Source organism: Bartonella sp. AP4SXKL (assembly GCF_042195845.1).
Taxonomy (GTDB): Bacteria; Pseudomonadota; Alphaproteobacteria; order Rhizobiales; family Rhizobiaceae; genus Bartonella.
Genome location: NZ_JBHIPA010000018.1, coordinates 1 through 26,785 on the forward strand (window position 1 = coordinate 1; position 26,785 = coordinate 26,785).

Annotated in this window: 18 protein-coding genes, 3 tRNA genes and 8 pseudogenes; 16 read left to right on the forward strand and 13 right to left on the reverse strand. The window is 37.5% G+C overall.

What is annotated here, in order from left to right; translation table 11 throughout:
• The 4 genes and pseudogenes from ACFIMI_RS08230 to rpsL all read right to left on the reverse strand — a co-directional run.
• Positions 1 to 76: pseudogene (locus ACFIMI_RS08230) on the reverse strand (elongation factor Tu); the annotation flags it as partial.
• A gap of 62 nt (positions 77 to 138) precedes the next feature.
• Complete coding sequence (gene fusA / locus ACFIMI_RS08235) at positions 139 to 2,223, reverse strand: elongation factor G (protein WP_375681319.1); 2,085 nt, start codon at positions 2,221 to 2,223, stop codon at positions 139 to 141.
• 24 nt (positions 2,224 to 2,247) lie between these two features.
• A complete protein-coding gene (gene rpsG / locus ACFIMI_RS08240; protein WP_015856589.1) occupies positions 2,248 to 2,718 on the reverse strand; it encodes a 30S ribosomal protein S7 in 471 nt (156 codons plus the stop codon).
• An 18-nt stretch (positions 2,719 to 2,736) separates the two neighbouring features.
• Entirely contained in the window at positions 2,737 to 3,108 is a 372-nt protein-coding gene (gene rpsL / locus ACFIMI_RS08245) for a 30S ribosomal protein S12 (protein WP_005773262.1), read from the reverse strand.
• A 488-nt stretch (positions 3,109 to 3,596) separates the two neighbouring features.
• Between rpsL and xth the strand changes: the two genes are divergently transcribed.
• The 5 genes from xth to ACFIMI_RS08270 all read left to right on the forward strand — a co-directional run bounded on the left by xth (position 3,597) and on the right by ACFIMI_RS08270 (position 7,780).
• On the forward strand, positions 3,597 to 4,379 hold the full coding sequence (xth, locus tag ACFIMI_RS08250) for an exodeoxyribonuclease III (RefSeq protein ID WP_375668574.1): 783 nt from the start codon (positions 3,597 to 3,599) through the stop codon (positions 4,377 to 4,379).
• 124 nt (positions 4,380 to 4,503) lie between these two features.
• Entirely contained in the window at positions 4,504 to 5,409 is a 906-nt protein-coding gene (locus ACFIMI_RS08255; protein ID WP_375612441.1) for a transporter substrate-binding domain-containing protein, read from the forward strand.
• Positions 5,410 to 5,550: 141 nt separating this feature from the next.
• Complete coding sequence (locus tag ACFIMI_RS08260; RefSeq protein WP_375612442.1) at positions 5,551 to 6,303, forward strand: amino acid ABC transporter permease; 753 nt, start codon at positions 5,551 to 5,553, stop codon at positions 6,301 to 6,303.
• A 2-nt stretch (positions 6,304 to 6,305) separates the two neighbouring features.
• Entirely contained in the window at positions 6,306 to 7,022 is a 717-nt protein-coding gene (locus ACFIMI_RS08265) for an amino acid ABC transporter permease (protein ID WP_375612443.1), read from the forward strand.
• 11 nt (positions 7,023 to 7,033) lie between these two features.
• Entirely contained in the window at positions 7,034 to 7,780 is a 747-nt protein-coding gene (locus ACFIMI_RS08270) for an amino acid ABC transporter ATP-binding protein (RefSeq protein ID WP_273791447.1), read from the forward strand.
• Between the two features lie 102 nt (positions 7,781 to 7,882).
• Here the strand turns inward: ACFIMI_RS08270 and ACFIMI_RS08275 are convergent.
• The 6 genes and pseudogenes from ACFIMI_RS08275 to ACFIMI_RS08300 all read right to left on the reverse strand — a co-directional run bounded on the left by ACFIMI_RS08275 (position 7,883) and on the right by ACFIMI_RS08300 (position 15,710).
• Positions 7,883 to 8,673, reverse strand: a pseudogene (locus ACFIMI_RS08275) (tetratricopeptide repeat protein).
• A gap of 1,040 nt (positions 8,674 to 9,713) precedes the next feature.
• Complete coding sequence (locus ACFIMI_RS08280; protein WP_375689062.1) at positions 9,714 to 12,437, reverse strand: valine--tRNA ligase; 2,724 nt, start codon at positions 12,435 to 12,437, stop codon at positions 9,714 to 9,716.
• Between the two features lie 137 nt (positions 12,438 to 12,574).
• Complete coding sequence (locus ACFIMI_RS08285) at positions 12,575 to 13,129, reverse strand: DUF2497 domain-containing protein (protein ID WP_375612445.1); 555 nt, start codon at positions 13,127 to 13,129, stop codon at positions 12,575 to 12,577.
• A gap of 253 nt (positions 13,130 to 13,382) precedes the next feature.
• Positions 13,383 to 14,675 carry a TolC family outer membrane protein gene (locus ACFIMI_RS08290; protein ID WP_375613721.1) on the reverse strand — a complete coding sequence of 431 codons (1,293 nt, stop codon included), beginning with the start codon at positions 14,673 to 14,675 and terminating at the stop codon, positions 13,383 to 13,385.
• A gap of 66 nt (positions 14,676 to 14,741) precedes the next feature.
• The gene (locus ACFIMI_RS08295) at positions 14,742 to 15,416 is read right to left on the reverse strand and encodes a protein-L-isoaspartate O-methyltransferase (protein ID WP_375613722.1); all 675 of its coding nucleotides are present in this window, start codon (positions 15,414 to 15,416) and stop codon (positions 14,742 to 14,744) included.
• Positions 15,417 to 15,636: 220 nt separating this feature from the next.
• Positions 15,637 to 15,710: transfer RNA gene (locus ACFIMI_RS08300), tRNA-Cys, on the reverse strand.
• A 184-nt stretch (positions 15,711 to 15,894) separates the two neighbouring features.
• Between ACFIMI_RS08300 and ACFIMI_RS08305 the strand changes: the two genes are divergently transcribed.
• Positions 15,895 to 15,969: transfer RNA gene (locus ACFIMI_RS08305), tRNA-Asn, on the forward strand.
• A gap of 1,372 nt (positions 15,970 to 17,341) precedes the next feature.
• On the opposite strand, the gene ACFIMI_RS08310 is transcribed toward ACFIMI_RS08305, so the two are convergent.
• The 3 genes from ACFIMI_RS08310 to ilvA all read right to left on the reverse strand — a co-directional run bounded on the left by ACFIMI_RS08310 (position 17,342) and on the right by ilvA (position 20,858).
• Complete coding sequence (locus tag ACFIMI_RS08310; protein WP_375638317.1) at positions 17,342 to 18,724, reverse strand: DEAD/DEAH box helicase; 1,383 nt, start codon at positions 18,722 to 18,724, stop codon at positions 17,342 to 17,344.
• A gap of 290 nt (positions 18,725 to 19,014) precedes the next feature.
• On the reverse strand, positions 19,015 to 19,545 hold the full coding sequence (locus ACFIMI_RS08315; protein WP_375638347.1) for a hypothetical protein: 531 nt from the start codon (positions 19,543 to 19,545) through the stop codon (positions 19,015 to 19,017).
• 35 nt (positions 19,546 to 19,580) lie between these two features.
• The gene (ilvA, locus tag ACFIMI_RS08320) at positions 19,581 to 20,858 is read right to left on the reverse strand and encodes a threonine ammonia-lyase IlvA (RefSeq protein WP_375612449.1); all 1,278 of its coding nucleotides are present in this window, start codon (positions 20,856 to 20,858) and stop codon (positions 19,581 to 19,583) included.
• A 146-nt stretch (positions 20,859 to 21,004) separates the two neighbouring features.
• Here ilvA and ACFIMI_RS08325 point away from each other — a divergent pair.
• From ACFIMI_RS08325 to ACFIMI_RS08375, 10 genes and pseudogenes are all read left to right on the forward strand, one after another.
• Positions 21,005 to 21,090 (forward strand) — tRNA-Leu (locus ACFIMI_RS08325).
• Between the two features lie 527 nt (positions 21,091 to 21,617).
• A pseudogene (locus ACFIMI_RS08330) lies at positions 21,618 to 21,932 on the forward strand (hypothetical protein).
• 139 nt (positions 21,933 to 22,071) lie between these two features.
• Positions 22,072 to 22,762, forward strand: a pseudogene (locus ACFIMI_RS09870) (hypothetical protein); the annotation flags it as partial.
• A gap of 454 nt (positions 22,763 to 23,216) precedes the next feature.
• Entirely contained in the window at positions 23,217 to 23,348 is a 132-nt protein-coding gene (locus ACFIMI_RS08345; RefSeq protein ID WP_375671902.1) for a hypothetical protein, read from the forward strand.
• A 171-nt stretch (positions 23,349 to 23,519) separates the two neighbouring features.
• Positions 23,520 to 23,865: pseudogene (locus ACFIMI_RS08350) on the forward strand (hypothetical protein).
• Positions 23,866 to 24,098: 233 nt separating this feature from the next.
• Complete coding sequence (locus ACFIMI_RS08355; RefSeq protein WP_375613730.1) at positions 24,099 to 24,317, forward strand: antitoxin; 219 nt, start codon at positions 24,099 to 24,101, stop codon at positions 24,315 to 24,317.
• Positions 24,317 to 24,648: pseudogene (locus ACFIMI_RS08360) on the forward strand (type II toxin-antitoxin system PemK/MazF family toxin). The gene ACFIMI_RS08355 and the pseudogene ACFIMI_RS08360 overlap by 1 nt, the downstream one beginning before the upstream one ends.
• A gap of 167 nt (positions 24,649 to 24,815) precedes the next feature.
• Positions 24,816 to 25,136 (forward strand): hypothetical protein, encoded by a 321-nt coding sequence (locus ACFIMI_RS08365; RefSeq protein WP_375613731.1) that lies wholly within the window; start codon positions 24,816 to 24,818, stop codon positions 25,134 to 25,136.
• A gap of 3 nt (positions 25,137 to 25,139) precedes the next feature.
• Positions 25,140 to 25,710, forward strand: a pseudogene (locus ACFIMI_RS08370) (hypothetical protein).
• Positions 25,711 to 25,875: 165 nt separating this feature from the next.
• Positions 25,876 to 26,500: pseudogene (locus ACFIMI_RS08375) on the forward strand (phage antirepressor KilAC domain-containing protein).
• Positions 26,501 to 26,785 lie beyond the last annotated feature (285 nt).

The following is a 26,785-nucleotide window of genomic DNA, read 5'->3' on the forward strand; positions in this document are numbered from 1 at the left end:
TCTTCCCATGATCAACGTGACCAATCGTACCAATATTAACATGCGGTTTTGTTCGTTCAAACTTGCTCTTCGCCATTTGAGCTCTCCATTTTCCGTCCAAGCCAAGGACTAAGTTAAAAATTAATTACCAACCTGAAATTACGCGTATTTCTTTTGAATCTCCAAAGCAACAGCTGAAGGCACAGGCTCGTAATGATCAAACTGCATTGTATACTGCGCACGCCCCTGACTCATAGAGCGAAGAGTATTCACATAACCAAACATATTTGCCAAAGGAACCATTGCATTCACAACCGTTGCAATGCCGCGCGCTTCAGTTCCTGAAATCTGCCCCCGACGAGAATTGAGATCACCAATAACATCACCAACATAATCATCTGGTGTAACAACTTCCACCTTCATGATCGGTTCAAGAAGCTGTGCACCAGCCTTCTTTGCCCCATCACGAAAAGCCGCACGAGCAGCAATCTCAAAAGCCAAAACCGAAGAATCAACATCGTGATAACCACCATCAATGAGAGTCGCTTTTACACCAAGCATAGGAAAGCCCGCAAGAGGACCTGACCCCATAACACTCTCAATCCCTTTTTGGACACCGGGAATATATTCTTTAGGAACAGCACCACCAACAATCTTTGACTCAAAAATAAAGTCATCACCATCATGAGGCTCAAAAACAATTTTCACACGAGCAAATTGACCTGCACCACCCGATTGTTTCTTATGCGTATAATCAATTTCCGCGATTTTAGTAATTGACTCACGATAAGCAACTTGAGGCTGTCCAACATTTGCTTCAACCTTAAACTCACGCCGCATACGGTCAACAATAATATCAAGATGAAGCTCACCCATTCCAGCTATAATAGTCTGACCAGATTCCTCATCCGACTTAACACGGAATGAAGGATCTTCGGCCGCTAGACGGTTAAGAGCAATACCCATTTTTTCTTGATCTGCTTTTGTTTTCGGCTCAATTGCAATCTCAATAACAGGCTCTGGAAATTCCATCCTCTCCAAAATAACAGGCTTCAAGGGATCACAAAGAGTATCCCCTGTTGTCGTCTCCTTAAGTCCTGCAAGAGCAACAATATCACCAGCAAATGCTTCTTCAATATCCTCACGAGAATTTGAATGCATTTGAAGCATACGCCCCAAACGCTCTTTTTTCTTTTTCACAGTATTCTCAAGAGAAATACCTTTCTGAACTTTACCTGAGTAAATACGACAGAACGTCAATGAACCAACAAAAGGATCATTCATAATTTTAAAAGCAAGCATAGATAACGGAGCATCATCAGAAGATTCGCGTGTCGTCTCAGCCTCAGTCTTTACATCAATACCCTTAATCGCCGGAATATCAATTGGAGAAGGAAGATAGGAAACAACAGCATCCAAAAGTGGCTGCACCCCCTTGTTTTTAAAAGCCGTACCACAAAGAACCGGATGAAACTGAACTGCTACTGTCCCCCTACGAATGAGAGAAACAAGCTGCTCGTTGGTTGGCATAACACCTTCCAAATAAGCCTCTGTCGCAGCTTCATCAACCTCCACAGCCATCTCAATCAATTTCTCGCGATATTCTTCAGCTTTCTCCTTTAAATCAGAGGGAATTTCACTTATCACTGCCGAGGCACCAATAGAACCATCCCACTTTAAAGCCTTCATTTCTACAAGATCAACAACACCTTCAAAGTCATTTTCAGCACCAATCGGCAACTGCAAAACAAGCGCTTTAGCACCCAACCGAGAACCAACCATCTCCACACTACGATAAAAGTCAGCTCCTATTTTGTCCATTTTATTAACAAAAACCATACGAGGCACGCGATATTTCTCAGCTTGCCGCCAAACAGTTTCCGTCTGAGGCTCCACACCAGCATTTGCATCCAACAAAGCTATTGCGCCATCAAGAACACGCAAAGAGCGCTCAACTTCAATCGTAAAATCAACGTGCCCTGGCGTATCAATAATATTAAAGCGACGCTTCCGACCGTCCTGCCCTTCCCAAAACGTCGTTGTCGCAGCAGATGTAATCGTAATACCGCGCTCCTGCTCCTGCTCCATCCAATCCATTGTAGAAGCACCATCATGGGTCTCGCCAATTTTATGATTCTTACCGGTATAGAACAGAATACGTTCAGTCATCGTAGTCTTACCAGCATCAATATGCGCCATAATACCAAAATTACGATAATCTTCAATTTTATATTCGCGAGCCATTATATTTGCCTTAGTTTAAAACTTCTACCAGCGATAGTGAGAAAAAGCACGATTAGCTTCAGCCATACGATGAACATCTTCACGCTTTTTCACGGCAGAACCACGATTATTAGCCGCATCCATCAATTCACCAGATAAACGCTCAATCATCGTCGTTTCATTTCGACCTCGTGCCGCCGCAATCAACCAACGAATAGCAAGAGCCTGACGACGATCAGGACGAACATCAATCGGAACTTGATAAGTAGCACCACCAACACGGCGTGAACGAACCTCAATGTGAGGAGCAACATTCTCTAAAGCTCGATGAAATAGAGCCACAGGATCTGTTTTTACTCTTTTTTCTACAGAATCGAGCGCACCATAAACAATACGCTCTGCAACTGATTTTTTACCATCAAACATAATGGCATTCATAAATTTCATAATAACCAAATCACCAAATTTTGGATCTGGATTAATCTCACGCTTTTCTGCTCTATGACGACGGGACATTGGCTTTGTCTCTCAATATTATTTTGGACGCTTTGCGCCATACTTTGAACGACGCTGTTTACGATTCTTGACACCCTGCGTATCAAGCAAACCACGAATAATGTGATAACGAACTCCTGGCAAATCTTTCACACGACCACCACGAATCATTACAACAGAGTGCTCTTGAAGATTATGTCCCTCTCCAGGAATATAACCAATCACCTCGAATCCATTCGTCAAGCGAATTTTAGCAACTTTACGAAGAGCAGAATTAGGTTTCTTCGGTGTTGTCGTATAAACACGCGTACAAACACCACGCTTCTGCGGATTCGACTGCAGAGCAGGAACCTTATTACGTTTAACTGGCGCTACACGCGGCTTGCGAATCAACTGGTTTACGGTAGGCATGCAACCTTCCTCTTTTCGATCTACATTCGTCTCACCCAATCGGGCTTTTCTATTTTCATTTCTATCCACCCCAACAAAATCGGAGCAGATATCTAAGTCTACACACAAAATCGGGCATACCTGTACAAAACAGTTTACCCGACCATAAGCAGAGAAGGCAATAGCCTTTTGCACTAGCATTTGCTTTTAATCTTCTTAACACCTGTGAATAATTTTCCGGCTCATATCCAAAACACCTGATTACATCCACATCGGTTATGTTCATTTCTAATAGCGAGAACACGTACATTCGTCAAGAACTAAACAGCAGAAAGTTTTTAAAAATGAAAATAAATTAAATTTTAAAGCTTTAAATTTGCTTTTACCGCTACTCTTGATAAATTAATTTACCATAGTAATATCCCCTATAAACAAAAAAACAGCGATGTGACTGTAGTAAAACATAGCAGTAAATTGAATTGCATATTTGATATCTAATGATGAGCACCATGAAAATAGCAACGTGGAATATTGCTGGAATAAAAGCGCGACATGAAACATTATGTCAATGGTTGCAGCAAAGCCAACCGGACATAGTCTGTTTACAGGAAATTAAAAGTATTGATGAAAATTTTCCACGCGATACAATTGAAAATTTAGGTTACCATATAGAAACACACGGACAAAAAAGTTTTAATGGCGTTGCGATTCTCTCTAAAAAAACACCAGATGAAGTGATCCGTCGATTACCAGGCAATGATAATGATAAACAAACACGTTACATTGAAGCTGTTTATTCAACAAACAAAGGTGTTGTTCGTGTTGCATCTCTCTATTTGCCAAATGGGAATCCTATTGAGAGTGAAAAATATTCCTATAAGATAGAATGGATGGAAAGATTATATACACATGCAAAATCATTGCTTGCGTATGAAGAACCTCTTATTCTAGCAGGTGATTATAATGTCATCCCCACTCCATTAGATGCAAAAAAACCTCAAGAATGGTATCAAGATGCCTTATTTCTTGGAGAAACAAGAAAAGCATTCCAACGTATTCTTCATTTAGGTTTTTATGATGCTATCCGGAATGTCACCGATACTCCCTCCTTCAGTTTTTGGGATTTTCAGGCAGGTGCTTGGCCTAAGAATAATGGGATTCGCATTGATCATTTATTATTATCACCAGAAGCTGTTGATCAATTAATTTGCGCTCATAGCCAAACAGAAGTAAGGGGATATCAAAAACCATCCGACCACGTTCCTGTTTGGATTCACCTTAATATCAATTAAGAAAGTAAAATCCTCATTTCATGAGACAACAAAAAAATTCCACTCAAAAATAATAACTATGCTACAGCATATAAACAGTATATCTTAAGCAAATAAAATAAAAATAAATGAATGGAGGACATAAATGAAGAAATCATTATTAATGCTTATTGCAGCAACGGCCATTGGATTCTCAAGTTTCGCGCATGCTGAACATGATACTCTTGAAAAAATAAAACGAACAGGGGAAATTACTTTAGGTGTCCGTGAATCATCTGGTTTAGCCTACGCCCTTGGTAATAATAAATATGTAGGTTTTCATACAGAAATGGCAGAACGGATCATTGATGATATCTCAAAAAAAATTGGTAAACCAATTAAAGTTCATTATCTTCCCATCACTTCTCAAAATAGAATTCCTCTCTTAAAAAATAAAACCTATGATTTTGAGTGCGGCTCAACAACACATGATATTGCCCGCAGTAAAGAAGCAGCATTTGCTTATACGACATACATTGAAGAGGTTCGGATTGCTGTAAAGAAAAACTCTAACATTAAATCTCTTGAGGATTTAAATGGAAAAACAGTTGCAACGACCACCGGTACAACATCTGTTCAACTTATTCGTAAAAATAAACGTGCAAAAAACATTCAGTTTAAAGTTTTAAAGGGGAAAGATCACGGAGATAGTTTTTTATTATTAGAATCTGGTAAGGCAGATGCTTTTGTCATGGACGCTTCAATTCTTGCTGGACATATTGCTAAATCAAAGAATCCATCTGATTATGTCATTCTTGATACTGTACTTTCAGTCGAACCTATTGCCTGTATGCTCAGATTAAATGACAAAAAATTTGAACAAACAATCAACGATAGTATCGTACGTCAGATTAAAGATGAATCACTGGAAAAGCTTTATAATAAGTGGTTTATGAAACCGATCCCACCTGCTAACACTGTTATGAACCTTCCCTTATCAAAACAAACAAGATATGCTTGGGATCACCCAAATAATAAGCCTCGAGAAAGCTACGCAGAAAAAGATTTATAGAGTTTAATAAAGAAGAACCACACTCTTTTGAAATTGAGTGTGGTTTATATTTTAATTCACTTTTTAATAAATCTGGACTATGTAGATGCGCGTGGTTTATTGTCCTATTTGTGAATGACTAATTTGAGGGAATATCAATTAATGGACTTTTCTTTCCTTTGTAGAGATGACCTTACTCAAACATTGGTAACAGGATGCTTGGGAACTCCCGGCGTAAGTCATACCTATTTAGATACACTTCTCGATGGCTTAAAAAATACAATTATATTGTCTATCACTTCACTTATATTAGCTGTATTGTGTGGTGTTATTATAGGAACAATGCGCACTTTACCCAAAACATCCATAATCAATTATATATTTCGCACTATCGGTACTATTTGGGTAGAGATTATGCGTAATATTCCCCTCCTTGTACAAGTGTTTTTGTGGTATTTTGTTGTTCCGAAGATTTATCCACCAGCGATGAAATTTTCCCCCATTCTCTTAATAACATGCGCATTGGGATTCTTTACATCTGCACGCATTGCTGAACAGGTTCGTTCAGGCATTGAAGCGATTCCTTCTGGACAACGCTATGCTGCTATGGCAATGGGATTTACAACTTATCAAAGTTATCGCTATATTATACTACCACGTGCTATACGTGCAATTATGCCACCTCTTACTTCAGAAGCAATGGGGATTGTGAAAAATTCATCTATAGCATTCGCCGTTTCAATAAATGAGCTCATGCAATTTCAATACCAAACAATTGAAGAAGTAAGCCATGTTTACGAAAATTATTTGCTTGTTACGATCCTTTATATTCTAATAGCCTTATTCGTATTCATTGTGATGACAGTCATTGAACAAATACTCAAAATTCCTAATTTTCAAACAAAGGGAAATTGAATATGGTGAATTTCATAAGCTCTCAGTTTGGACTTTATTTTCCTTTCAATTTTTCCGACTTTGATTTTTCCTTTTTTACCTTTGATGTATTTCGTTCTTACATTTTATCAGGTTTACTCTTTAGCGTTTTTCTAACTCTTTTTGCAACGGTATTGGGGTTTGTTTTCGGCACACTTTTAGCAATGATGCGCCTTTCTTCCATAAAACTTCTTTCTTGGTTTGCAATCAGTTACATAACAGCTATGCGTTCAATACCACTTGTGATGGTTATCTTATGGTTTTTCGTGCTTCTGCCTTTTTTAACTGGTATATCCATTGGTGCAAATAAATCAGCACTCATTACCTTTACCGCATTTGAAACGGCTTATTTTGCTGAGATTATGCGTGCTGGAATCAATTCAGTTCCGCAAGGACAAAAATATGCAGGACAAGCTCTTGGAATGACATATTGGCAAAGTATGTACATTGTCATTCTTCCTCAAGCCTTTAGAGATATGCTTCCAGTCTTTTTAACACAAGTTATTATCCTTTTTCAGGATACAACCCTTGTTTATGCCATCAGTGGTCATAGCCTTTTGAATGGTTTTGATATTGCTGCTAATAATTTTGGTGTAAAGCAAGAAGCTTATATCTTAGCAGCTATTTTCTATTTTGTTATCTGTTTTACACTGTCACAAATAGTTTTGTATTTACAAAAAAAAGTATCCATTATTCGCTAACAGGAAAAAAAATGTCTACTCATATGATCGAAATAAAAAATGTTTCTAATTGGTATGGCGAAATTAAAGTCCTTAAAAACTGTACAACCAACATTAATAAAGGAGAAGTCGTTGTCGTTTGTGGTCCATCAGGCTCAGGAAAGTCAACACTCATTAAAACTATTAACGCTCTCGTCCCTTTTCAAAAAGGTGAAATTTGGATTAATGGAATACCAGTTCATTCAAAAAAAACGAATCTGCCTAAATTGCGAAGTCAGGTAGGAATGGTGTTTCAACACTTCGAGCTTTTCCCCCATTTATCTGTCACAGAAAATTTGACAATTGCACAAATCAAAGTCCTAAAACGAAGCAAAAAAGAAGCACTTGAACGTGGATTGTTATATCTTGAACGCGTTGGACTCATTGAACACAAAGATAAATATCCTGGTCAACTTTCTGGAGGGCAACAACAACGTGTTGCTATTGCACGTGCCTTAACTATGGATCCACTTGTCATGCTTTTTGATGAACCAACATCTGCTCTAGATCCTGAAATGGTAGGTGAAGTACTCGATGTCATGATTAGCTTAGCAGAAGAAGGTATGACGATGATTTGTGTAACCCATGAAATGGGATTTGCACAAAAAGTATCGGAGCGTGTTATTTTCATAGATCAAGGAACAATTCTTGAAGACTGCTCATCTAAAGAGTTCTTTTCTGATCCGCAAGCAAGAAAACCGAGAACGCAAGAATTTTTGTCTAAAATCCTAAGTCATTAGCCGTTAGATTATCAAAAAAAGCTATCTTTACTATGAACTTGTATACAAGAAAACAGAGTTTAATATAAGATGAGAGAATGTAAAAATATTACAATCAGATGTTTAAAAACTGTTATTCTTTAAAATCTCAACAACCAGTGAAATTGCTGTACGTCTCTCAGATTCATTACAAAGAGCAAAAGCCTCTTCTTGCAAAGGGTGAATCCAATTTTCGTCTTTTACGTTAGCTTTTTATAGGCAGCAGTTAACATTGCTGCCCCACGGACAATTTTTCCTTCTTTAAGCAGTATATTTCCAAGCATTGCTTGGGCAGAAGGATTTTCTTTTTTTGCTGAAAGTTGAAACCATCGTGCTGCTTGTATAAGATTTTTCTCCCTTCCCTCTCCCTTTAAAAATATTTTTCCTAAATGATACTGAGCTTTAGGATTTCCATAGTTTACCGCAGCCTGCATATAAAGATGAGAAGCATAAGAAGGATCAGGTTTCACAGGTGATTGAGGAATACCTTTTTTTATGTATCCGGCAAGTTTAATCAATGCATCAGAAACATAACTTTCATCCTCTGAACCAAGATCAGCACCTTTTTCAACAATATATGCAAAAAAATTATATGCCTTATAATCATTTTTAGGGACACCATCACCGTTTGCATAGATAGAGCCAAGTTTCCAATTCGCACCAATATAGCCTCTCTTAGCAGCACAACGTAATGCTGCAATAGCCTGAGTTATATGCCCATTTTTATAAACAGACATGCCACGTTTTAAAAAATAAAACGAACCATCATTCGCTTCTTGCAAGCTATTGACATCTATTACATAAACAGTCGAAAAGAATCCCTCTAAAATCACAACAATCGTGACTTTTTTCCATATCTGAAACCTATTAACCATTCCCCCTACCTCAATTTTAATGATTATATCTGTTACAAATTTCTTTGTAGATATTTAAACTCTTTTTCTTAGTAAGAAGCATACGCAATTTTAAAGTAAAAATTTTAAAAGAAAAAACAAATAGATAAAAACCATCCAATAGGATTTATCGATCTTAAAATTTTATACGTATGAGCAAAAATCGTTCAATAGAATAACGTGCATTAAACAGCAACTTGAGAACGAAGAGAATACATGATGAATGGTAAACGTTTGAGTATAAAAAACAATACGAAAGATGGATAAATATAATGATGATAGTTAACTTATAACTTCACGACTGCCTTACCACCTTAAAGATGAAGTTTTTTGCCTCCGTCAATCTATAAACAATACAGCTTTTTGTTTAACGGATTGCACCTAACATCATTTCACATGGGGTTACTTCATACTTTACACACAAGTTTTACCTCAGAATACTCACCACTACATACAAAAAATACCACATATGTAATTTTACATGCCTTATATTGCTACTCTAAATGATGATATTTTACAGAAATAAAACAAGATATTGATTTTAATGATACTTTACCATTTTGCATGTTGAATGAGGACCTCGAATATCGTAAGATTCTCTCATTCCAAACTTGTTCCATGTTAAATCAATCAAAACCATCCGCTTGCACATTACAAGTAGAGAGAGCTATGTGGATAAAAACTCTGTGTAAGAAAGAACTAAAAATGCCTCTTACGAACGGTTTGAGCTAAGGGTTGTCCGGATATTGGACAGAATGGTGCCCCCAGCGCTTGTTACTTCACAAGCATAAAGAAGGGAAGCTCAATAGATTTACCGTTATACCATTCATGATCTACGTCGTGGAATAGGCTTGGATGCCTTAAAAGATGTCTCTTTAATGATAAACATAAAACAATGGATTTCAGTAGAGATTTTATGATCGTTCATGAAAAACTAACAAAAGAAAAAGTTTCCTTTTAAAGAAGATCTATACTAGCCCTACTGGTATGCAATTATCTATCAAAAAAATAAAAAGTTGAAATCAATCTAACCGCTCTAAAGCAACAAATATTTTTTTCTGCGCTGCACGCAGTTCTACAACCCTGTTCCGCTCACGCTCAACAATTTCTGCTTTTGCATTTGCTATAAATTTGGGATTGTTTAACTTAAGCGATATTTTTTCAATATCTTGTTCAATTTTACTGACATCCTTCCTCAAACGAACACGTTCAGCCTCCAAATCAATCAACTGTCCTAATGGTAAACAAAAAACAGCCTCTCCCAAAATCATTTGTGCTGATATTTCCGGAACTTTATCAGAGAAATCAATAACTTCAATACGCGCTAATTTTTTTAGAAGTGCATCATAACGCTTCACACGCTCTCGCGTTACTTCCCCTCCTTCAACAACAACAAGAGGTGCTTGTGTCGCCACTGGAATATTCATTTCAAAACGTACAGACCGAATCCCTGTGACGACATCAATAAGCCAATTAATATCATCAGCAGCTTCTTCATCTATCAATGTTTCCTCTGGCCATTTTGTCAATGCGAGCATATCCTCACGCTTGATGGCTTGCGTTTCTGTAAGATACCACAACTCTTCCGTCATATAAGGCATAAAAGGATGAAGAAGTTTATAAACTTCATCTAAAACCCAAGCAGTACAAGCTTGAGCCTCATTTTTAGCATCTTCATTTTCCCCCTGAAAAATAGGTTTGAGAAGCTCCAAATACCAATCACATAATGTATTCCAAATGAAACGGTAAAGAGTGGCAGCTGACTCATTAAATTTATAGTGTTCAATACCAGTCGTAACTGCTGAAATCGTTTTAGATAACTCTGTTAAAATCCAACGATTAAGCGCCAGTTTTGCTTGTTCTGGTTTAAAAGCTGGATCATGCTTCACACCATTCATCTGTGCAAATCGGGTAGCATTCCACAATTTCGTAGCAAAATTACGATAACCAGCAATACGGGAAACATCAAGTTTTACATCACGACCTTGTGCTGCCATAATAGCTAAAGTAAATCGAAGTGCATCAGCACTATATTGATCAATAAGCTCTAAGGGATCAATAATATTTCCCTTTGATTTTGACATCTTTGCACCCTTTTGATCCCGTACAAGAGCATGCACATAAACCGTTGGGAAAGGAACGTCACCCATAAAGTGAAGTCCCATCATCATCATACGAGCAACCCAGAAAAAAATAATATCAAATCCTGTCACAGATAAAGATGTTGGGTAAAAAGTAGATAATTCAGTCGTTTTATTTGGCCATCCTAATGTTGAAAAAGGCCAAAGAGCTGATGAAAACCAAGTATCTAAAACATCCGGATCACGGATTAATTCAACAACCTCACCATAATGAGCAAAAGCTGAATCTAAAGCCTCTTTTTCACTTTTTTCAACAAAAACCGTTCCATCAGGACCATACCAAGCAGGAATCTGATGTCCCCACCATAATTGGCGAGAAATGCACCAAGGTTGAATATTTTCCATCCAATTGAAGTACGTCTTTTTCCAGTTATCTGGAACGAACTGCGTTTTGCCTTGTTGAACAGCCTCTATCGCTGGCTTTGCTAATTCAGCAGCATGAACATACCATTGATCTGTCAAAAAAGGCTCAATAGGGACACCACTGCGATCTCCATGAGGAACCATATGGGTATGATCATCAACAGAAGCTAAATATCCCTGTTCTTCCATCAAAGAAACAATCTTCTGGCGAGCAACAAAACGATCAGATTTATCGAGATTTTCTACTAACATTTTTAATTCATCTGATAAAATCAAACCATCGAAAAATGCTTCATTTTCACGAAGAAAAATCTCGGCTTGCTGGGTAAAAATATTGATCAAGCGTAAATGATTACGCTGTCCTACTTCAAAGTCATTAAAGTCATGAGCTGGTGTGATTTTTACAGCACCACTTCCAGCCTCAGGATCAGCATGGCTATCACCAACAATTAATAACTTACGACCAACAAGCGGCAAAAGAGCATTTTTACCGATAAGATGTTTATAACGCTCATCTTCAGGATTAACAGCAATTCCTGTATCACCAAGCATTGTTTCTGGTCGTGTTGTCGCCACTGTTATATAAGTTGTCGCATCATTTGGATCAAAAATTTTACCTTCAAGTGGATATCTAAAGTGCCACAAATGTCCTTGAACTTCTTTTTGCTCAACTTCAAGATCTGAAATAGCTGTCAACAATTTAGGATCCCAATTGACGAGGCGCTTATCCCTATATATCAACCCTTGCTTATAAAGCGTGACAAAGACTTCACGAACCGCCTGCGACAACCCCTCATCCATTGTAAACCGCTCACGCGACCAATCACATGAAACCCCAAGGCGACGCAACTGGTTTGCAATAACGCCTCCAGTTTCATAACGCCATTCCCAAATACGCTCAATAAACTTTTCTCTCCCCATTTCTTGACGCGTTGGCTCTTGGCGTTCTGCAAGTTGACGCTCCACTACCATTTGCGTAGCAATTCCAGCATGATCCATACCAGGCTGCCACAACACATTTCTGCCACGCATCCGCTGAAATCTAACTATTATATCTTGAATTGTCGTATTGAGCGCATGCCCCATATGAAGTGAGCCTGTAACATTAGGAGGTGGAAGCATAACGCAAAAAGGTTCTGCATCGCTTTTAGAACCAGCTCCCGCTTTAAAAGCCCCACGAGTCTCCCATCTCTTTGCAACCCGTTGCTCTATAGAGGAAGCATCATAGTTTTTTTCTAACATTCTATCCATCCATAACGCCGCTGAAAAACACAATATATGACCAAAACCTGATCAGAATCTCGTGAATCTCAGCCATTCACTAGAGAGCTCGCAAAATCGCAAACAAAATCCCCATAAAATGAAAAACATAAAAATAATTAAGACGATTTTTTAATCGCCTTCACAATCTCTTCACGCAAAATATCTTCCAGCAAAATAGGCAATTTAGACTGTAACCATTCTGCTATAGCCGGACGCAACACATCCTTTGCAATCTTTTCTGCAGAAGAAATACAATATGCAGACAATTCCACATGACCATCCCTTCCTGCGTCTGACTGTGATTTCCTTATCTCATCTTCATATTCTTTTGCTTTATAAACAGAATTCCGTTCTTCAGAAGAAAGCTTCATCTTTTGCATATCCATACCAACTGTATTATTTTCTGCCTCTATATCCTCTTTTTCTTGCGTTATCTTCCCCCCTTGATTTTCAGAAGAAAGACCAATACGATCAGCTAAAGCTTTCATAGCATCATCAACCGATAAGGTTGTATCATAAATACCCTCGGATGCAACTTCTGAAGCATTCACTGCAACATCTTCATTTAAAAAGTGATCAGATTGAACCGCATTTTCTTCGATTATTTCACGAATAGATGTTAAAATTTCATCCATACTTGGCTCACGTAACACGCTTGAACTCTGTACCATACTTTACAACCTCTCAAAGACGCAACAACAAATAGAATCATATTTTCAGTGTATGCAAAAGAATTATAAGATCAACATGCCTCCTACGATATTTTCAAATATGCTTGTCATAAAGAGGGCGCTACACACAGTTTTCTACACTTAGTAAAAATAATATCTCGCCGCAATATCTTTCAACATATTCAACTGTTGATTTACTAATCTTTTAAAAACTAAAATAATTTAATAAGATTCAAAGAGATACTTTTATGTATTATCGGATATATTTAATTGTTTTTAAACCTAAATAACTTGCAGTCAATTTACCAATAGAAGATTGAACACTATAGCTCGCCACAACAGCATTACGCTCTGCCATTGCAAGCGCAATCTGAGCATTAATCAATAGAGTACGAGAATTTAAAACATCCAGCGTCGTTGCTTGCCCTACGCGATTTTCTTGAACACGACCTTTCAGAGCAATTTCAGCAGCACGAACACTTTCACGGTAAGCAACAACAGATGAGCGTGCGCCCTCCAACTGAAACCAAGCAGAAGTAAGTGCTTGTCGCGTATTACTATGCGCCAAATCGAGTTGAAGCTGCGCCTGTCCAAGCTGTTCCCTTGATTGGCGAATTTGCGCAGACGTACGCCCTCCTTCAAAGATTGGGACACTTACTGACAACCCTATCGATTTAGAAACGCCATCTTCTCCAACCCCGCTGTAGATTCGATTATAAGATGCAGTTGCAGAAAAATCAACTTTAGGGAGCAATGCCCCTTCTTTCGCCTTTACATTATAAACACTCGCATCGACTAAATATTTAGCATAAAGGATTGCTGGATGCATCACAACGCTCATTTGGTAAGCCATATCAAGGTTGACGGGAAAATCTTTGGCTACAGGTGGGCGTTTTAACTTTTCAGGATCAGAACCAATAACTTGTCGATACACTGCCTCTGCTGCTTTTACATCAGAACGAGCAAGACTCAGCTCTGAAACCGCCACGGAACGTGCAGCTTGAGCTTGAGCAAGATCAACATGCCCTCCTTCACCCACATCAAATTTTGCTTTATTTGAACGAACTTGTTCCTCAAGAGCTGCCAAATTTTCTCTCCGAAGATCGGCAACACGACGTGCGTGATAGACATTAGCATAAGCGGTCACCGCCTCCAGAAACGTATTTTGTTCAACATTACGAAGATATTCACGCTGGGCCTGCAACTTAACTTGAGCTGAAGAAAAGATATTTTGCGTGATAAAACCATCAAATAATCTTTGATTTAATCTCACTCCTATAGATCCAGAAGTGACATAAGGACCTGTAAAAGACTTATTGCGCCCATAGTTCCCAACCCCCTCAACCTGTGGCAATAGCCCCGATCGCGCAATGACAACATCATCACTGGATATACGCACAGCTGCACGTTCACTATTCAACTTAGCATTATATTTATAAGCCTTAGAAAAGGCATCCATCAATGTTTCAGCACAAACAGCCTCTGATAGAAAAACACTCAACACCAGCAATAAACACGCCTGAAACTTCTTGTTTACTCTAAACATAATACACACAATAACAAACCCCAAATAAATTACAAAATTATCTTTTATTCACAAAACAAACAAGCACTAAAACACAAAACCAGGTGTTTTGAAAAAACAAGGAAGAGGCTTTACAGCGAGGTTAAAAGCACGACGAGCCGAGATGATCCCATCTTCTTTTATATAGATTTGTGCAACAGCAGCATTTCCATGCCCTTCAACCACAACAAGACGTCCACAGTCTTTCATTTGATCAAAGATACCTTGAGGAATAAAATCAACAGATCCCTCAATGAAAATCACGTCATAAGGTCCCTCAACGGCATATCCTTTCTCTAATGGACCATGAACGACAACCACATTATCACATTGATTCCGTTCTAAAGCTTCAAGAGCACGTTCAAAGAGAGATTTATCACTTTCCAGCGCAATCACAGACCCTGCAAGTTTTGCAAGCAACGCTGCACAATAACCACTATTTGCACCAATATCTAAAACAACATCTGATGATTTTACAGCGGCAAGCTGTAGTAATTTCGCTAGAGACGCAGGTTTCATCAAATAGCGTGCAGGAACCCCATCTTGCTCTGGACATAGAACAATATCAGTATCAAGATAACTTAACACTTTCATATCTTCCGATACAAAATCTTCACGAGATACCGTTAAAAAGGCTTCAAGAACTGATAAATCCGTTACATCGACTGTACGAATTTGATTGTCAACCATTTTGCGACGAAGCTCAGCAAAATCTGCAACCATAACGAATATTTTCTCCTAACCTACAAAAAACAAACAAAACAGCGACAATAAGGGATAAAGATCTCTTAAACTATGGGCGTTACAAAAAAGGATACTACAGTCAACAATTAGATTTTAACTGTATAATCTCTCATACAAAAGTGTCTTCACAAGAATAGAGGGAAATAATCTATTTTCCTATACCTCATCTCCCTTAAAAGCCGTTTCGTTTAAAATCGGCTGGAGGCCTCGCCCGGAATCGAACCGGGATACAAGGATTTGCAGTCCTCTGCGTAACCATTCCGCCACGAGGCCTCGTCAACAAACATAAAGGTTTCAATAAGGGAAGGCAACGCATCCGTCAAGGTGTAGAAATATTCTCTCGCCTTTTTTCCTCTTATTACACAATTTATCATATTTTTTTAAAAAAAGTAATTTTATCCTTTGCAAATCAGTATTGCTTTGCTATAGCCTTTTCAACGAGATGATTGGGCACCATTCCCCGGTAGCTCAGCGGTAGAGCAACCGGCTGTTAACCGGTTGGTCGCTGGTTCGAATCCGGCCCGGGGAGCCACTTTTCTTTTATTCCACGTAGTTTATTGTTTTTTCTAAAGTTTTTAGACATGAGGGATTCGTTAATAAAAGTAATGGAATAGGATTTTTGCAATAAAGTAGAAACGCAATATCCTACGGGATGTGTTTTTTGCAATGAACGCAAAAAGCGATTGATTCATTTTAAATACTTTTTTCAAACTACCGCGCCTTTATAAGAGGACACAGCAATTATTTGCACATTATAAATTACGATTTCTTTCATCAGAGATGAGTTATTAAGCTCCATCAGCAATGAATCGGTCTCATATATTTTTTTCCAAAGAAAGAATGATTTCTACTTAATAAAGGAGTTAAACTTAAAAACCTGCTCATGAAGCAATCATTTTGAAAAATGGAAGAAACAATAATCAAGGTCATATATTATCTCCATACACCCCACATAACCCCCTCCCCATCCTAAAAGCAAAAAAACATAAAACAAGTCTGTAAACACTCCGACGTCTTATCTAACAGGTTATTTCTCCTACTAACCACTTCAACGCTTTACAAACAACCTTGCCTTGTTCACCACACTGTCATAAAACATTTAATACATAAAATCTTATAGGCTTTATATCCCCCAAATACTTTATATCCCACAAATAATAGTTTTACAGTAAAAACCAAAATAACGAGCTAAATTGTTAAGAATCCTGAGAAAGCCTTCAGAAATCATGACATTCTCGCTATTGTATTATGCAGTCACATGCTTTTTTAAAGAGATATCTCTTAAATCCGCCAAGACTCTTTCACAATGACACCCCCGTAAATGGTATAAAATGAAATCGATTGATCAGCCCCATCTTTATTTATAATAAAAGCCATACCATCGTACTATTTTCCAACTCTCAATCTCAGCAATCCCCCATTGCCTTGGAAAGAGTTTATAAAAATTATTTTATTTATTTTTCAAATGATTATCTATATGACAACTTCACACATAACGTGCAAGCGAATACTTTTGATTGATCCGCATAAATAACTTCAAAATGAAAAAAATACGATATAATGAATTATTCAATATATAAAACAATGAGTTATTATTAGACATCAATTTTTAAAATTAAAAGTTATCATTAAAGATAAAACACATCCTTTATAAAAATAGTTTTATATAAATAAAATCTACTTTTATTCCCATTTAAAAAAATAGGAATAAAGCAAATAAATAATTGCCTCTACAATAAAGATTTTTAATAAATCCAAAAAGTTAGAAGTTTTCATTTCTAAAAAATGAAAACCTCTAAAGGATCTTCTTACTTTGACAAGAGTATTTTATAGCTCTTTTCAATTGAGAATAAATCAACAAAAGTAAAAAATCTCCAGTACATGATCTTTTTTCAAGACTTTATCTAAGCAGCCCTCTTAACTGATTTTCGAAAACGAAGAGGCTTTGCACGCTTTACTACTGTTTTTGCTTTTTTATGCCTCTCATTTTGAGGTGAAGAATTCTTCCGCTGCAACTGTGCGGTATCATCTTTTCGACCTAAAAACTGTTTTTGACGTTTAGATTTTTTAAAACGGCGTTCCTTATCGTTTTCTTTTTCTTTACTTTCTCGTACAATTGGCTTTTCTGGAAACGCTGCAAATTGTTCTGGAACAGCCTCAGCCACCAATTTCATACGAATCAAGCGCTCTATAGCACACAGGCGGGACCTTTCTACCTTCTCATCAAAAAGCGTAAGTGCTACACCAGATGCGCCATTACGTCCTGTACGACCAATACGATGTACATAACTTTCAGCTTCATCTGGTAAGTCGTAATTAATAACGTGGCTTATCCCTGGTATATCAATACCGCGTGCAGCAATATCTGTTGCCACTAGGATCTGCACAGATCTTTCACGAAAAGCTTTTAAAGCAGACTGGCGAGCACCTTGTGATTTATTTCCATGAATTGTTGCGACTAAATATCCTACCTTTTCTAAACTACGTGTGACAGCATCTGCCCCATGTTTAGTTCGAGTAAAAACAATAACCGAATCAAAAGCTGGATTTGTCAAAAGTTTACTTAAAACATTCTTTTTTTCATTCGTAGGAACACAATATAATTTTTGGCAAATCTCTACAGCCGTAGTACCTTGAGGAACAACTTCAATTTTAACCGGATCATTGAGTAAACATTTTGCAAGCACAGCAATTTCCCTCGGCATTGTTGCAGAAAAGAGTGCTGTCTGACGTTCTTGATGCAAAAGCTTTGCAATTTGCTTAACATCATGAATAAAACCCATATCCAACATACGATCTGCTTCATCCAAAATCAAAAAACGAGATTGGGAAAGATCAACACACTTTTCACGAACAAGATCTCTCAAACGCCCTGGAGTCGCTATCAAAACATCCACACCTGCTTCCATACGTTTAATTTGTTTTAAACGTGATACGCCCCCAAAAATAAGACATGTTGAAAGATGTGCTCCTTTCGCCGCAGTGCAAATCGTTTCATCAATCTGAACAGCAAGTTCACGCGTTGGAGCTAAAATCAAAGCGCGTGCAGTTTTAGGGCAGCGTTTATCACCTAAAGCCAAAATCTGACTTAAAATAGGCAAACTAAATGCCAAGGTTTTTCCAGAACCTGTCTGAGCAACACCTAAAATATCGTGTCCTTTCAACATAACTGGAATAGCTTGTTCTTGTATAGGTTTAGGTTTACTCATCCCAGCAATGAGTAAATTTTTAATCAAAAGAGTAGGCAAACCTAACTTTGTAAAAACATTTTCTTCTTTTATAGGCAAAATAAAATCTTTCCTTAGCTGAAGAACTCAAAAGAAGTAACCATCTGAACTCTCCACTCAAGAATCCGCGCAAGAGAAATCCCTGACATTTTAAATGAAGCAACGCCTAAAAAGCGGCTTGCGCAACTCATGAACACCTTGAAATCAAGATAAAGGCGTATAAACTTCACTTTACAAAAAGCCAACAAACCAGCCTAAATGCCTTCATCTCTATTATCTTTGGATTATGATAAAAAAGCAAGAACTTTACGAAATACATTTATCATGAATAAAAACAATATTTAGATCGTTTACTTTTTGATGATTGTGTCCATCGGTAAATGTACCTTGATAAAATCAGGATAAATCTCGAGAAAAACTGGATTTTGTAAAGTTTTTTGACCGCCATAAATTAAATACCATTGTGTTTTATCAAAAATCGCCAAAGTTTTATATTGAATGATGCGATCTTTCATCTCAAGAACTGTTGGAATTAAAGCATACAAAGTACCGTTATCAGTTTGTAAATACTCTATATTTTCTTTATCTAAATAATAAGCACCAGAAGGCACCCCCTCAAATTTCTTATGCAACTGTTGAAGAAAATCACTACGTAAAGCACTCTCTGTTGTATTCAATCGATGTGCCATCTCTTTATAAAGCCGCTCAGGCATATAACGAGAAATGGGCATAAAATCCCCATTTTTTATAGCATTATTGACATCAACAACGACTCTTGAAAGTTCATCTTTTTGTACTATTGTTGGCTGAGATGCTAAACTCTGTTGATTAACAATCAAAAAGAAAAATAGACTCAGCACCGAATAAAAAATAGGTTTCATCATTATACTTCTTGTTTTAGTAAAATTTCAGTTTCTCAAATAACAAAATCAAATAACGTTTGATCATCAGTAATATCACGATAACGCCAACCTAACGCTTGAAATTTTTCCTCTAAAAGACAAAAATTACCGTATTTTTTTGTTTCAATCGCAACCAATACAGAACCAAAGTTTCTCGCTGACTTTTTAAGATATTCAAAACGTACGATATCATCATCTGGTGATAATGTGGAAAGAAAATGACGCAATGCACCAGGATGTTGCGGAAAACTAAAAATAAAATATTTTCTCAACCCTTGGAAACGTAAAGAACGCTCTTTAATTTCTGGCAAACGCTCAAAATCAAAATTACCTCCTGAAATAACGAGAAGAATTTTTTTCCCCTTTAACTCTTGAGGAGGAATACTGTTAAGCGCATCAATCGATAAAGCACCAGCCGGTTCAAGAACCACACCTTCAACATTAAGCATTTCAACCATCGTAGAACAAACGCGGTTTTCAGGAACCGTAATGACAGAATCAGGGGGAAATTGCTTTAGAATTGTATAGTTTAGAGCACCAATTTCAGCCACAGCAGCACCATCTACAAAAGTGTCAATGCTTTCAAGCTTGACGCGTTTTCCACTCTCCAAACAAGCAAGCAAACTTGCAGCTCTTTGCGGCTCAACAAAACGAAGCTTTGTTTTCCAACCATATTCATGTAAAAACTTGCTCACTCCACTTGCCAAACCACCACCCCCTACCGGCACAATCATCAAATCTGGCTCACTTTCTCCATTGAGTTTTTTCCATTGTAAAGCTGCTTCACAAAGCACTGTTGCCTGCCCTGTAATAATGCGAATATCATCGAAAGGTGGAGCCATTACACCACCGCTCTCTACGACAAAGGATTGCGCAGCTTCATAACATTGATCAAATGTTTCACCAACCAAACGAATATCAATGAATTCTTTACCAAAAATACGTGTTTTTTCAATTTTTTGTTGTGGCGTTGTCATAGGCATGAAAATCACGCCTTTACGTTTAAAATAACGACAAACAAAAGAAACCCCTTGCGCGTGATTCCCCGCTGAAGCACAAACAAATGCAGAATCTGGTGATATACAGCTAAGCATTTCTGAAACAAAATTGAAAGCACCACGAATCTTATAAGACCGCACCGGTGTTAAATCTTCACGCTTTAAATAAATTTCTGCATCATACTTTTGACTAAGAAAATCATTTCTTTGAAGTGGTGTTTCAGCAAACACGTGATGCAATCCCACCATAGCTTTTGTGACGTCTTGAATAAATTGACTCATAACACTAATCATTTCATACTTTATTTACATTATAAAAGCTTTTTCTATCGATAAAGGAAACTATTGTCAGTCAAAATTTCACTAAAAAATGAAAAATGTTTCTTTTGTCATTAATTCTTGATTCAATAAAAGATATAGCTTATGAGAGAAATCACATCGCGGACGTGATGAAAACGGTAAACATAGCAGACTTAAAATCTGCCGGTCGAAGACCTTGCGGGTTCAAGTCCCGCCGTCCGCACCAGATTATCTTAATCTCTCTTATTTTCCAATGATTTATTAAAAATCAAAAAAAATTAAAGCACCTTCTAAACCACCTTTCGTAACTTTATTATAACGCTATAAGACGGCACCGCGGTGGTACTAAAATACGAATCATTGCTGCTTTTTGAGATACCTTTTTAGCACTTTGACCTCCTCCTCGTCTTTATAGGATGGAGAGGCAATCAATATTGCTAATTTGGGATTGACTTATACTCTTCATGACTCTTGTAAAACGACGCAAAAGCTCAGAAAAGAGATAGATGCAAAAGACAAAATAATAGATAAAGAAGCTGAAATAATACGTGCACAAAAAGATGTGATTCAAAAACAAGAAGAGTTAATTCGAAAATCAACTGCTTCTAAGATTATTTTTCCTCGAATGGCAGTAAAAAATTGGCCCAAAAGTAGTTTCAAGTACTTTCTCACGACCATTTTTTCAAAACAGGCAATCACAACACGCTCTGTCATAGCGCACATATAAATACGCAACAGCCTTCATGGGGGAAGATGATCATCAATACACAAACCGTTCTCTACCTTGATCTAGATCTAAGACAGGCTGGGCGATTTCTCGTGTAGACAGCAGTATAACAAGTGGCACTTGTCAATTTTGAATTTTTTCGTTTTCAAGGCGATAGTAGGCGCTATTTGCGTTTTCAGCAATGGCTTACAAAAATGAAGATCACAACAGATAAAGTCAATGCCTCACAAGAAAAGATGATTAAGACGGTGTGTGCAAAAGAATACAATCCAAAAGATGACAACGAAGCAAATGCTTTAGCAATTTTATATTTAGTTAAAGAAGGGAATGCGCATGTCTAATGCAATGCCATGGATAAGATTCCTTTTGAATGACTGGAACAGTGAGATAGATGGAATGACATGAGAACAAAGGGGCATTTATATAACGCTTTTCATTCGCATATATGACAAAAAAGCACCAATTAAAACAGATTTTGAAATGCTTGCCCGCGCTTGCAATTGCTCGCAAAAAAGTTTGCAACTATTGTCGAATATCTCATGAAGAATGGTAAATTTCTTGAGAAAGATAATGGTTTGTCGAATACGCGCATTGAAGAAGAGCTAAAAGATTTTACTGATAAAAAAGCGCCCATATCGCAAATTCATAGTGAGGCTGGAAAAAAGGTGTACAATAAAAAACGCTATAAAAAACATTTTAATGATTTTGCTGAAGCAAACGCTAAGCAAAATCAAGCTATAAAGAACCAGAATAAGAATATATATAAACTAAAACTATCATTTTAGCAAAAAAAACTGCTTCTGAAAATTTAGAAACAAACGAACAGGTTGACGAACCAACATAGGTTGCTGCTGTTGAGACCACATCAGAGCAAATCGAAACGGGTGTAGAAAACCAACCTTCCATTCACGAGCAAGAGAACATTACGAAAAAAGCTAAACGGGTTAGAAATGACAGTGGTTGTCGTACCCCTGATGATTTCGAACCTGTTTATGATTTCGCAATCGAAGAGGGATTACCTCCAGAGCGTGTCAAAGCCGAAATGGCAAAATTTCGAGATTATTGGAAAGCTAGAACAGGCAAAGATGCACGCAAAACGGATTGGAAAGCAATGTGGCGCAACTGGGTGCAAAAAGCTATCGAGGATTTAGAGAACGGAAAAAACTATGGAAAATCACTCTTAAAGGCAAAAAAGTGTAGATGAACGCATCTCAGACAGCATCCTTGATATCGGGCCTCGAGGTCACTTTGAAACACATTCACGAGATGATAGCTCCGGAGTTTCCTTTAGTTTTGAAAAGTGGCAAGCATTGACACAACAGCAGGAAGCGATTGCCTTAGAAGCGTGTGATCAACTTCACGAATTGTTTTCAATAAAAGCGAGCAAAGAGGACATAACCAAGGCAATTCGGATGCTTTCGTGTGGTTTAAAAAATTTCGCAACAGGCAGATCATGAAGGTATAGCGCTTACCTATGGAATGTTTTTGGAAAGTGTTTCTGCGTGGTCACTCATAAAAACGGTTAAACGGGGATTTTATGCGATGAGGTAGAAGATTTATCGGATACGTTTTTTCCAAGCACTCGTGAGTTAGTAAGATTATGTCGTGATTTGGAAAATAGTCTTTTGACAAAAGCCAATCTTGTACGCAAGGCTGTTTTGAACACCCGTGAAAAAAGGCTGAAAGAAAAGGCAATGAGAGAGAATTCAAAACCACTCGCGTTGGTTGAAAAGCAAGTGAAAAACACTGCAAATTAGCAAACTAATGAAAATTGCTGATCGTTTTGTGATTGGATGTGCATTTAAATCGACAAAATGGCACCGTACAGAGTGATTTAAAGATTTTATGATAAAAAACCTATCTTATAAAACGCTCTGTACGGTCAAATTTGAGGCAAATAGACAAATTTGTAAAATTAGGATTAAAGTATGTTCATTTTAAAACATCTATTCTTAAAAAACCGTAAACAACCCATGCGAAAGAGGTTTGTTGCAACGGCAGTGGGTATGCCCCATGGGGGATGGGACAGAGGAGTATTTTTACAACCTCTACGAATACGAAGACGGCACAAGAGAGTGTGAAAAGTTTGATGGTGGTCAGTATTACAAAACACCTAAGAATGCGGATTTTAGTACCAAAGCGCAAGTAAAAGCATGGGTTTACGGTGGTGATATTCCGAAAAGCATTCTCAATTACGAACCTCTTATAGACGAGATCAACAGAGAGATCAAAAAATTATCGAAAACCGCAAGAAATAAATATGTTTACAGATAAGCAGCTAAGAGCCTTGTTTGGTATTATAACTTTTATATTTTTATGTTTTTCAGAAATTAAAAAAATATTGACTTTATTCAGAGTATATTGCGTATTGCTCTAAATGCGCTTCTTAAACATTTGCACAAAAGCATTAAAAGCTATTGAATCATGGGCTTTATGTTATATTTTTATATAATATTAGAGAGGGCGTTTTATGCACAACAAAATTACGTAAAGTTGGAGGATCCGTTATGCTCTCTATACCGCCTGCATTGTTTGATGTTCTTCATCTTACTGAAAATATGCAAGTGGGTTTGGCTATTGATAATGGACAATTGGTTGTAAAACCACAAATATCGCAAAATTACACTCTTGAAGAATTGTTAGCCGAATGTAATCCTTCGGACGATTTTGCGGATAAAGATGTAGAGTGGTTTGATGCTAAGCTTATTGGCAGAGAGCTCTTGTAATGAAGCGGGGTAAAATTTGGTTTGTATCGCTTGACCCAACCTCTGTCTATGAGAAAAAGGAACGCGTCCTGTACTGATTGTGTCACCGGAGGCGTTTAATCGTTTAACAAAAACACCCATTGTTTTGCCCATTACGAGTGGAGGAAATTTTGCTAGAATAGCAGGCTTTGCTGTTTCATTGGTGGGAACAGGGCTGCATACAACAGGTGTGATACGCTGTGACCAACCGCGTGCTTTAGATATAGTAGCGCGTAATGGAAAAAGAATGGAAACTATTCCATATATAATTATGGATGAAGTCTTAGCAAGGTTATCAACATTTCTTACTTGAATTTTTTCTACACTTTTAAATGTTTAAAAACACCAACTTTAGGTAAAAAGTAAAAAAGCATAAGATCATGATTTTTTTCTGCTGACAATCAGCTAATCAATTTTTCACAGAATAAAAATCAATATTTGACTAATTATGTCATTAATTATGACTCAAAAGGAGCCATAATGAAAGCTGTCATCACTACGTCAATGTGTGTTGTTGGAGACAATAAAAGCGCTGTTCGCTTTGAACCATTACCCCCCAATAATCCATTTGTTGAAGTTTCTAATCAGGTCTACGCACGTCTCAAGCGCGCCAATGCTGCAAAACCTTTTGTTGACGTCAAAACAACAGCAAAACCTAAAAAGACAGTTGAACAAATTAAGCAGATAGAACAAGAAGTAGCACAAACATTATCTGAACCAATGACTGAAGAAACCTTACTCGAAAAACCAAAAGCATCTAAGGTCTCTCAATCATCAACACCTACTCTTAAAAAGGCTTAGACGTTGAAGTTAATTATCCACCAAAAATGGTATCTTCAACAGGCAAAAGATACCTTCACAAGCCTTCAAGCCCCTCGCCTTAATTGGGCTCTGCGTAATGCTCTAAACACTGCAGCAAAACAAGTTGAACGCTTTACTGAAAAGCAAGTTGCAGACATCTCATCAGCCCAAATAAAGCGTATAAGAAGAGGTGTTTATATTAAAGAAAAGGCGACAGCAAGGTTTCTTGAGACAGATATCATTGGTCCTGGAACACCGATACTTCTTAAATTTTTTAAAGCAAAAGAACAAAACGCAGCGTGGCTTACAAAATGTTTGTAAAAAAACAAATCTTGCCCATGTTTTTATCAAGGATCGGAGTTTTCCAAAGCGTGTTGAATTAAAAAAGCTGAATGGTAATGTTTTTCAAAGAGTGGATGGAAATCAATTCCCCATTGCAAAACAAGAGGGACCCTCAATTGCTAAGGTGATGTCAAAGCCAGAGATTACAAGTGCTATTGTAAAAAAAGCCAATGAGAGATTAATTGCCAATATACAGTACCAACTTGCTCATCATGAATACGCTGGCTGTTAATAAGAAAGGCTAGATTATGTTCTTAAACTTTATCTATATATTCCATATCCTTATGAGTTTATGCATTACACACTTTGATTGCAATTTTAAAAACAGATTATCACTTATGCTTTGTTTTTCCATAAAAAGTCAATAAAATCAATGTAAAAGGTACTTCCCAGCGGGTTGGCTTCGTTGCGTGACATCAAGAAAACGCTTGAAGAACTTAACGCCCTCAAATTTGAGAAGGTTGATTTTGGTGGGCACTACCTTGATAACATAAGGTGAAAGCCGCCCTTGTTATAACCCGCCAAAGCGTGAATGCTTAATTCTTGTTTCTAGTTACAGCACTGCCTTACGAGCAAAGATAATTAACCGTTGGAAAGACAAGTAGCTATTCCATAAATTGATTACTCCAAACCCGAAGTATTACTTGGCGCCTTAAATCATCTACAAAGTCAAATTGAGCAGAAAGACCATGTTATTTCAGAATTAGCACCAAAAGCAAAAGCTTTAGAAGGCTTAAAACGCTCTGATGGTTTGTTTGGTTTGATTGAAGCCGCGAAGATGTTGGAGATAAGACCAAAGGATTTAATAGATTACTTGCGTAAAAATGATTGGGTGTATCGACGTGCTCCAAGTGGTCCATTGTTACCTTAATCAGGATAAAATCAACAAAGGATTCATGGACTGTTCTGCCATCACCATTCAAAAACCGGATGGAACAGAAAAGGTGCTGCCTTCAACAAAAATCACACTTAAAGGATGGGCAGCATGTTTGAGAGAACAAGTCCACGGAGGCGTGCAATGAAGGTAGATTCTAACTTCTTATGCGATTTATGGATGGCATTATCTCAATTTTCTAGACATGAAAATATGAGTGATAAGATTGTACTGCTCTGGTTGACATCATGAGTTTAGTAGAAAAAGCTTTGATTTTAAAACTTCAAGATGAAGTGCCAATCCTTCTTTCGATATCTTTCTCATCTGACGCTCCATAAAAAAGCCCCACATCAGTGGGGGCTGGATAAAATGATGTTCTAATCAATCTCGCGTTAATTATAATAAAGTGGCTCGCTACATCCACGGGCGCCTA

Coding starts and splice junctions, on each gene's coding strand:
- rpsG (WP_015856589.1), bottom strand. CDS start 2,718: ATGTCCCGTCGTCATAGAGCAGAAAAGCGTGAGATTAATCCAGATCCA.
- ACFIMI_RS08285 (WP_375612445.1), bottom strand. CDS start 13,129: ATGGTACAGAGTTCAAGCGTGTTACGTGAGCCAAGTATGGATGAAATT.
- xth (WP_375668574.1), top strand. CDS start 3,597: ATGAAAATAGCAACGTGGAATATTGCTGGAATAAAAGCGCGACATGAA.
- ACFIMI_RS08260 (WP_375612442.1), top strand. CDS start 5,551: ATGGACTTTTCTTTCCTTTGTAGAGATGACCTTACTCAAACATTGGTA.
- ilvA (WP_375612449.1), bottom strand. CDS start 20,858: ATGATTAGTGTTATGAGTCAATTTATTCAAGACGTCACAAAAGCTATG.
- fusA (WP_375681319.1), bottom strand. CDS start 2,223: ATGGCTCGCGAATATAAAATTGAAGATTATCGTAATTTTGGTATTATG.
- ACFIMI_RS08295 (WP_375613722.1), bottom strand. CDS start 15,416: ATGGTTGCAGATTTTGCTGAGCTTCGTCGCAAAATGGTTGACAATCAA.
- ACFIMI_RS08255 (WP_375612441.1), top strand. CDS start 4,504: ATGAAGAAATCATTATTAATGCTTATTGCAGCAACGGCCATTGGATTC.
- ACFIMI_RS08365 (WP_375613731.1), top strand. CDS start 24,816: ATGAAAGCTGTCATCACTACGTCAATGTGTGTTGTTGGAGACAATAAA.
- ACFIMI_RS08265 (WP_375612443.1), top strand. CDS start 6,306: ATGGTGAATTTCATAAGCTCTCAGTTTGGACTTTATTTTCCTTTCAAT.
- ACFIMI_RS08290 (WP_375613721.1), bottom strand. CDS start 14,675: ATGTTTAGAGTAAACAAGAAGTTTCAGGCGTGTTTATTGCTGGTGTTG.
- rpsL (WP_005773262.1), bottom strand. CDS start 3,108: ATGCCTACCGTAAACCAGTTGATTCGCAAGCCGCGTGTAGCGCCAGTT.
- ACFIMI_RS08280 (WP_375689062.1), bottom strand. CDS start 12,437: ATGTTAGAAAAAAACTATGATGCTTCCTCTATAGAGCAACGGGTTGCA.
- ACFIMI_RS08270 (WP_273791447.1), top strand. CDS start 7,034: ATGTCTACTCATATGATCGAAATAAAAAATGTTTCTAATTGGTATGGC.
- ACFIMI_RS08315 (WP_375638347.1), bottom strand. CDS start 19,545: ATGAAACCTATTTTTTATTCGGTGCTGAGTCTATTTTTCTTTTTGATT.
- ACFIMI_RS08355 (WP_375613730.1), top strand. CDS start 24,099: ATGCTCTCTATACCGCCTGCATTGTTTGATGTTCTTCATCTTACTGAA.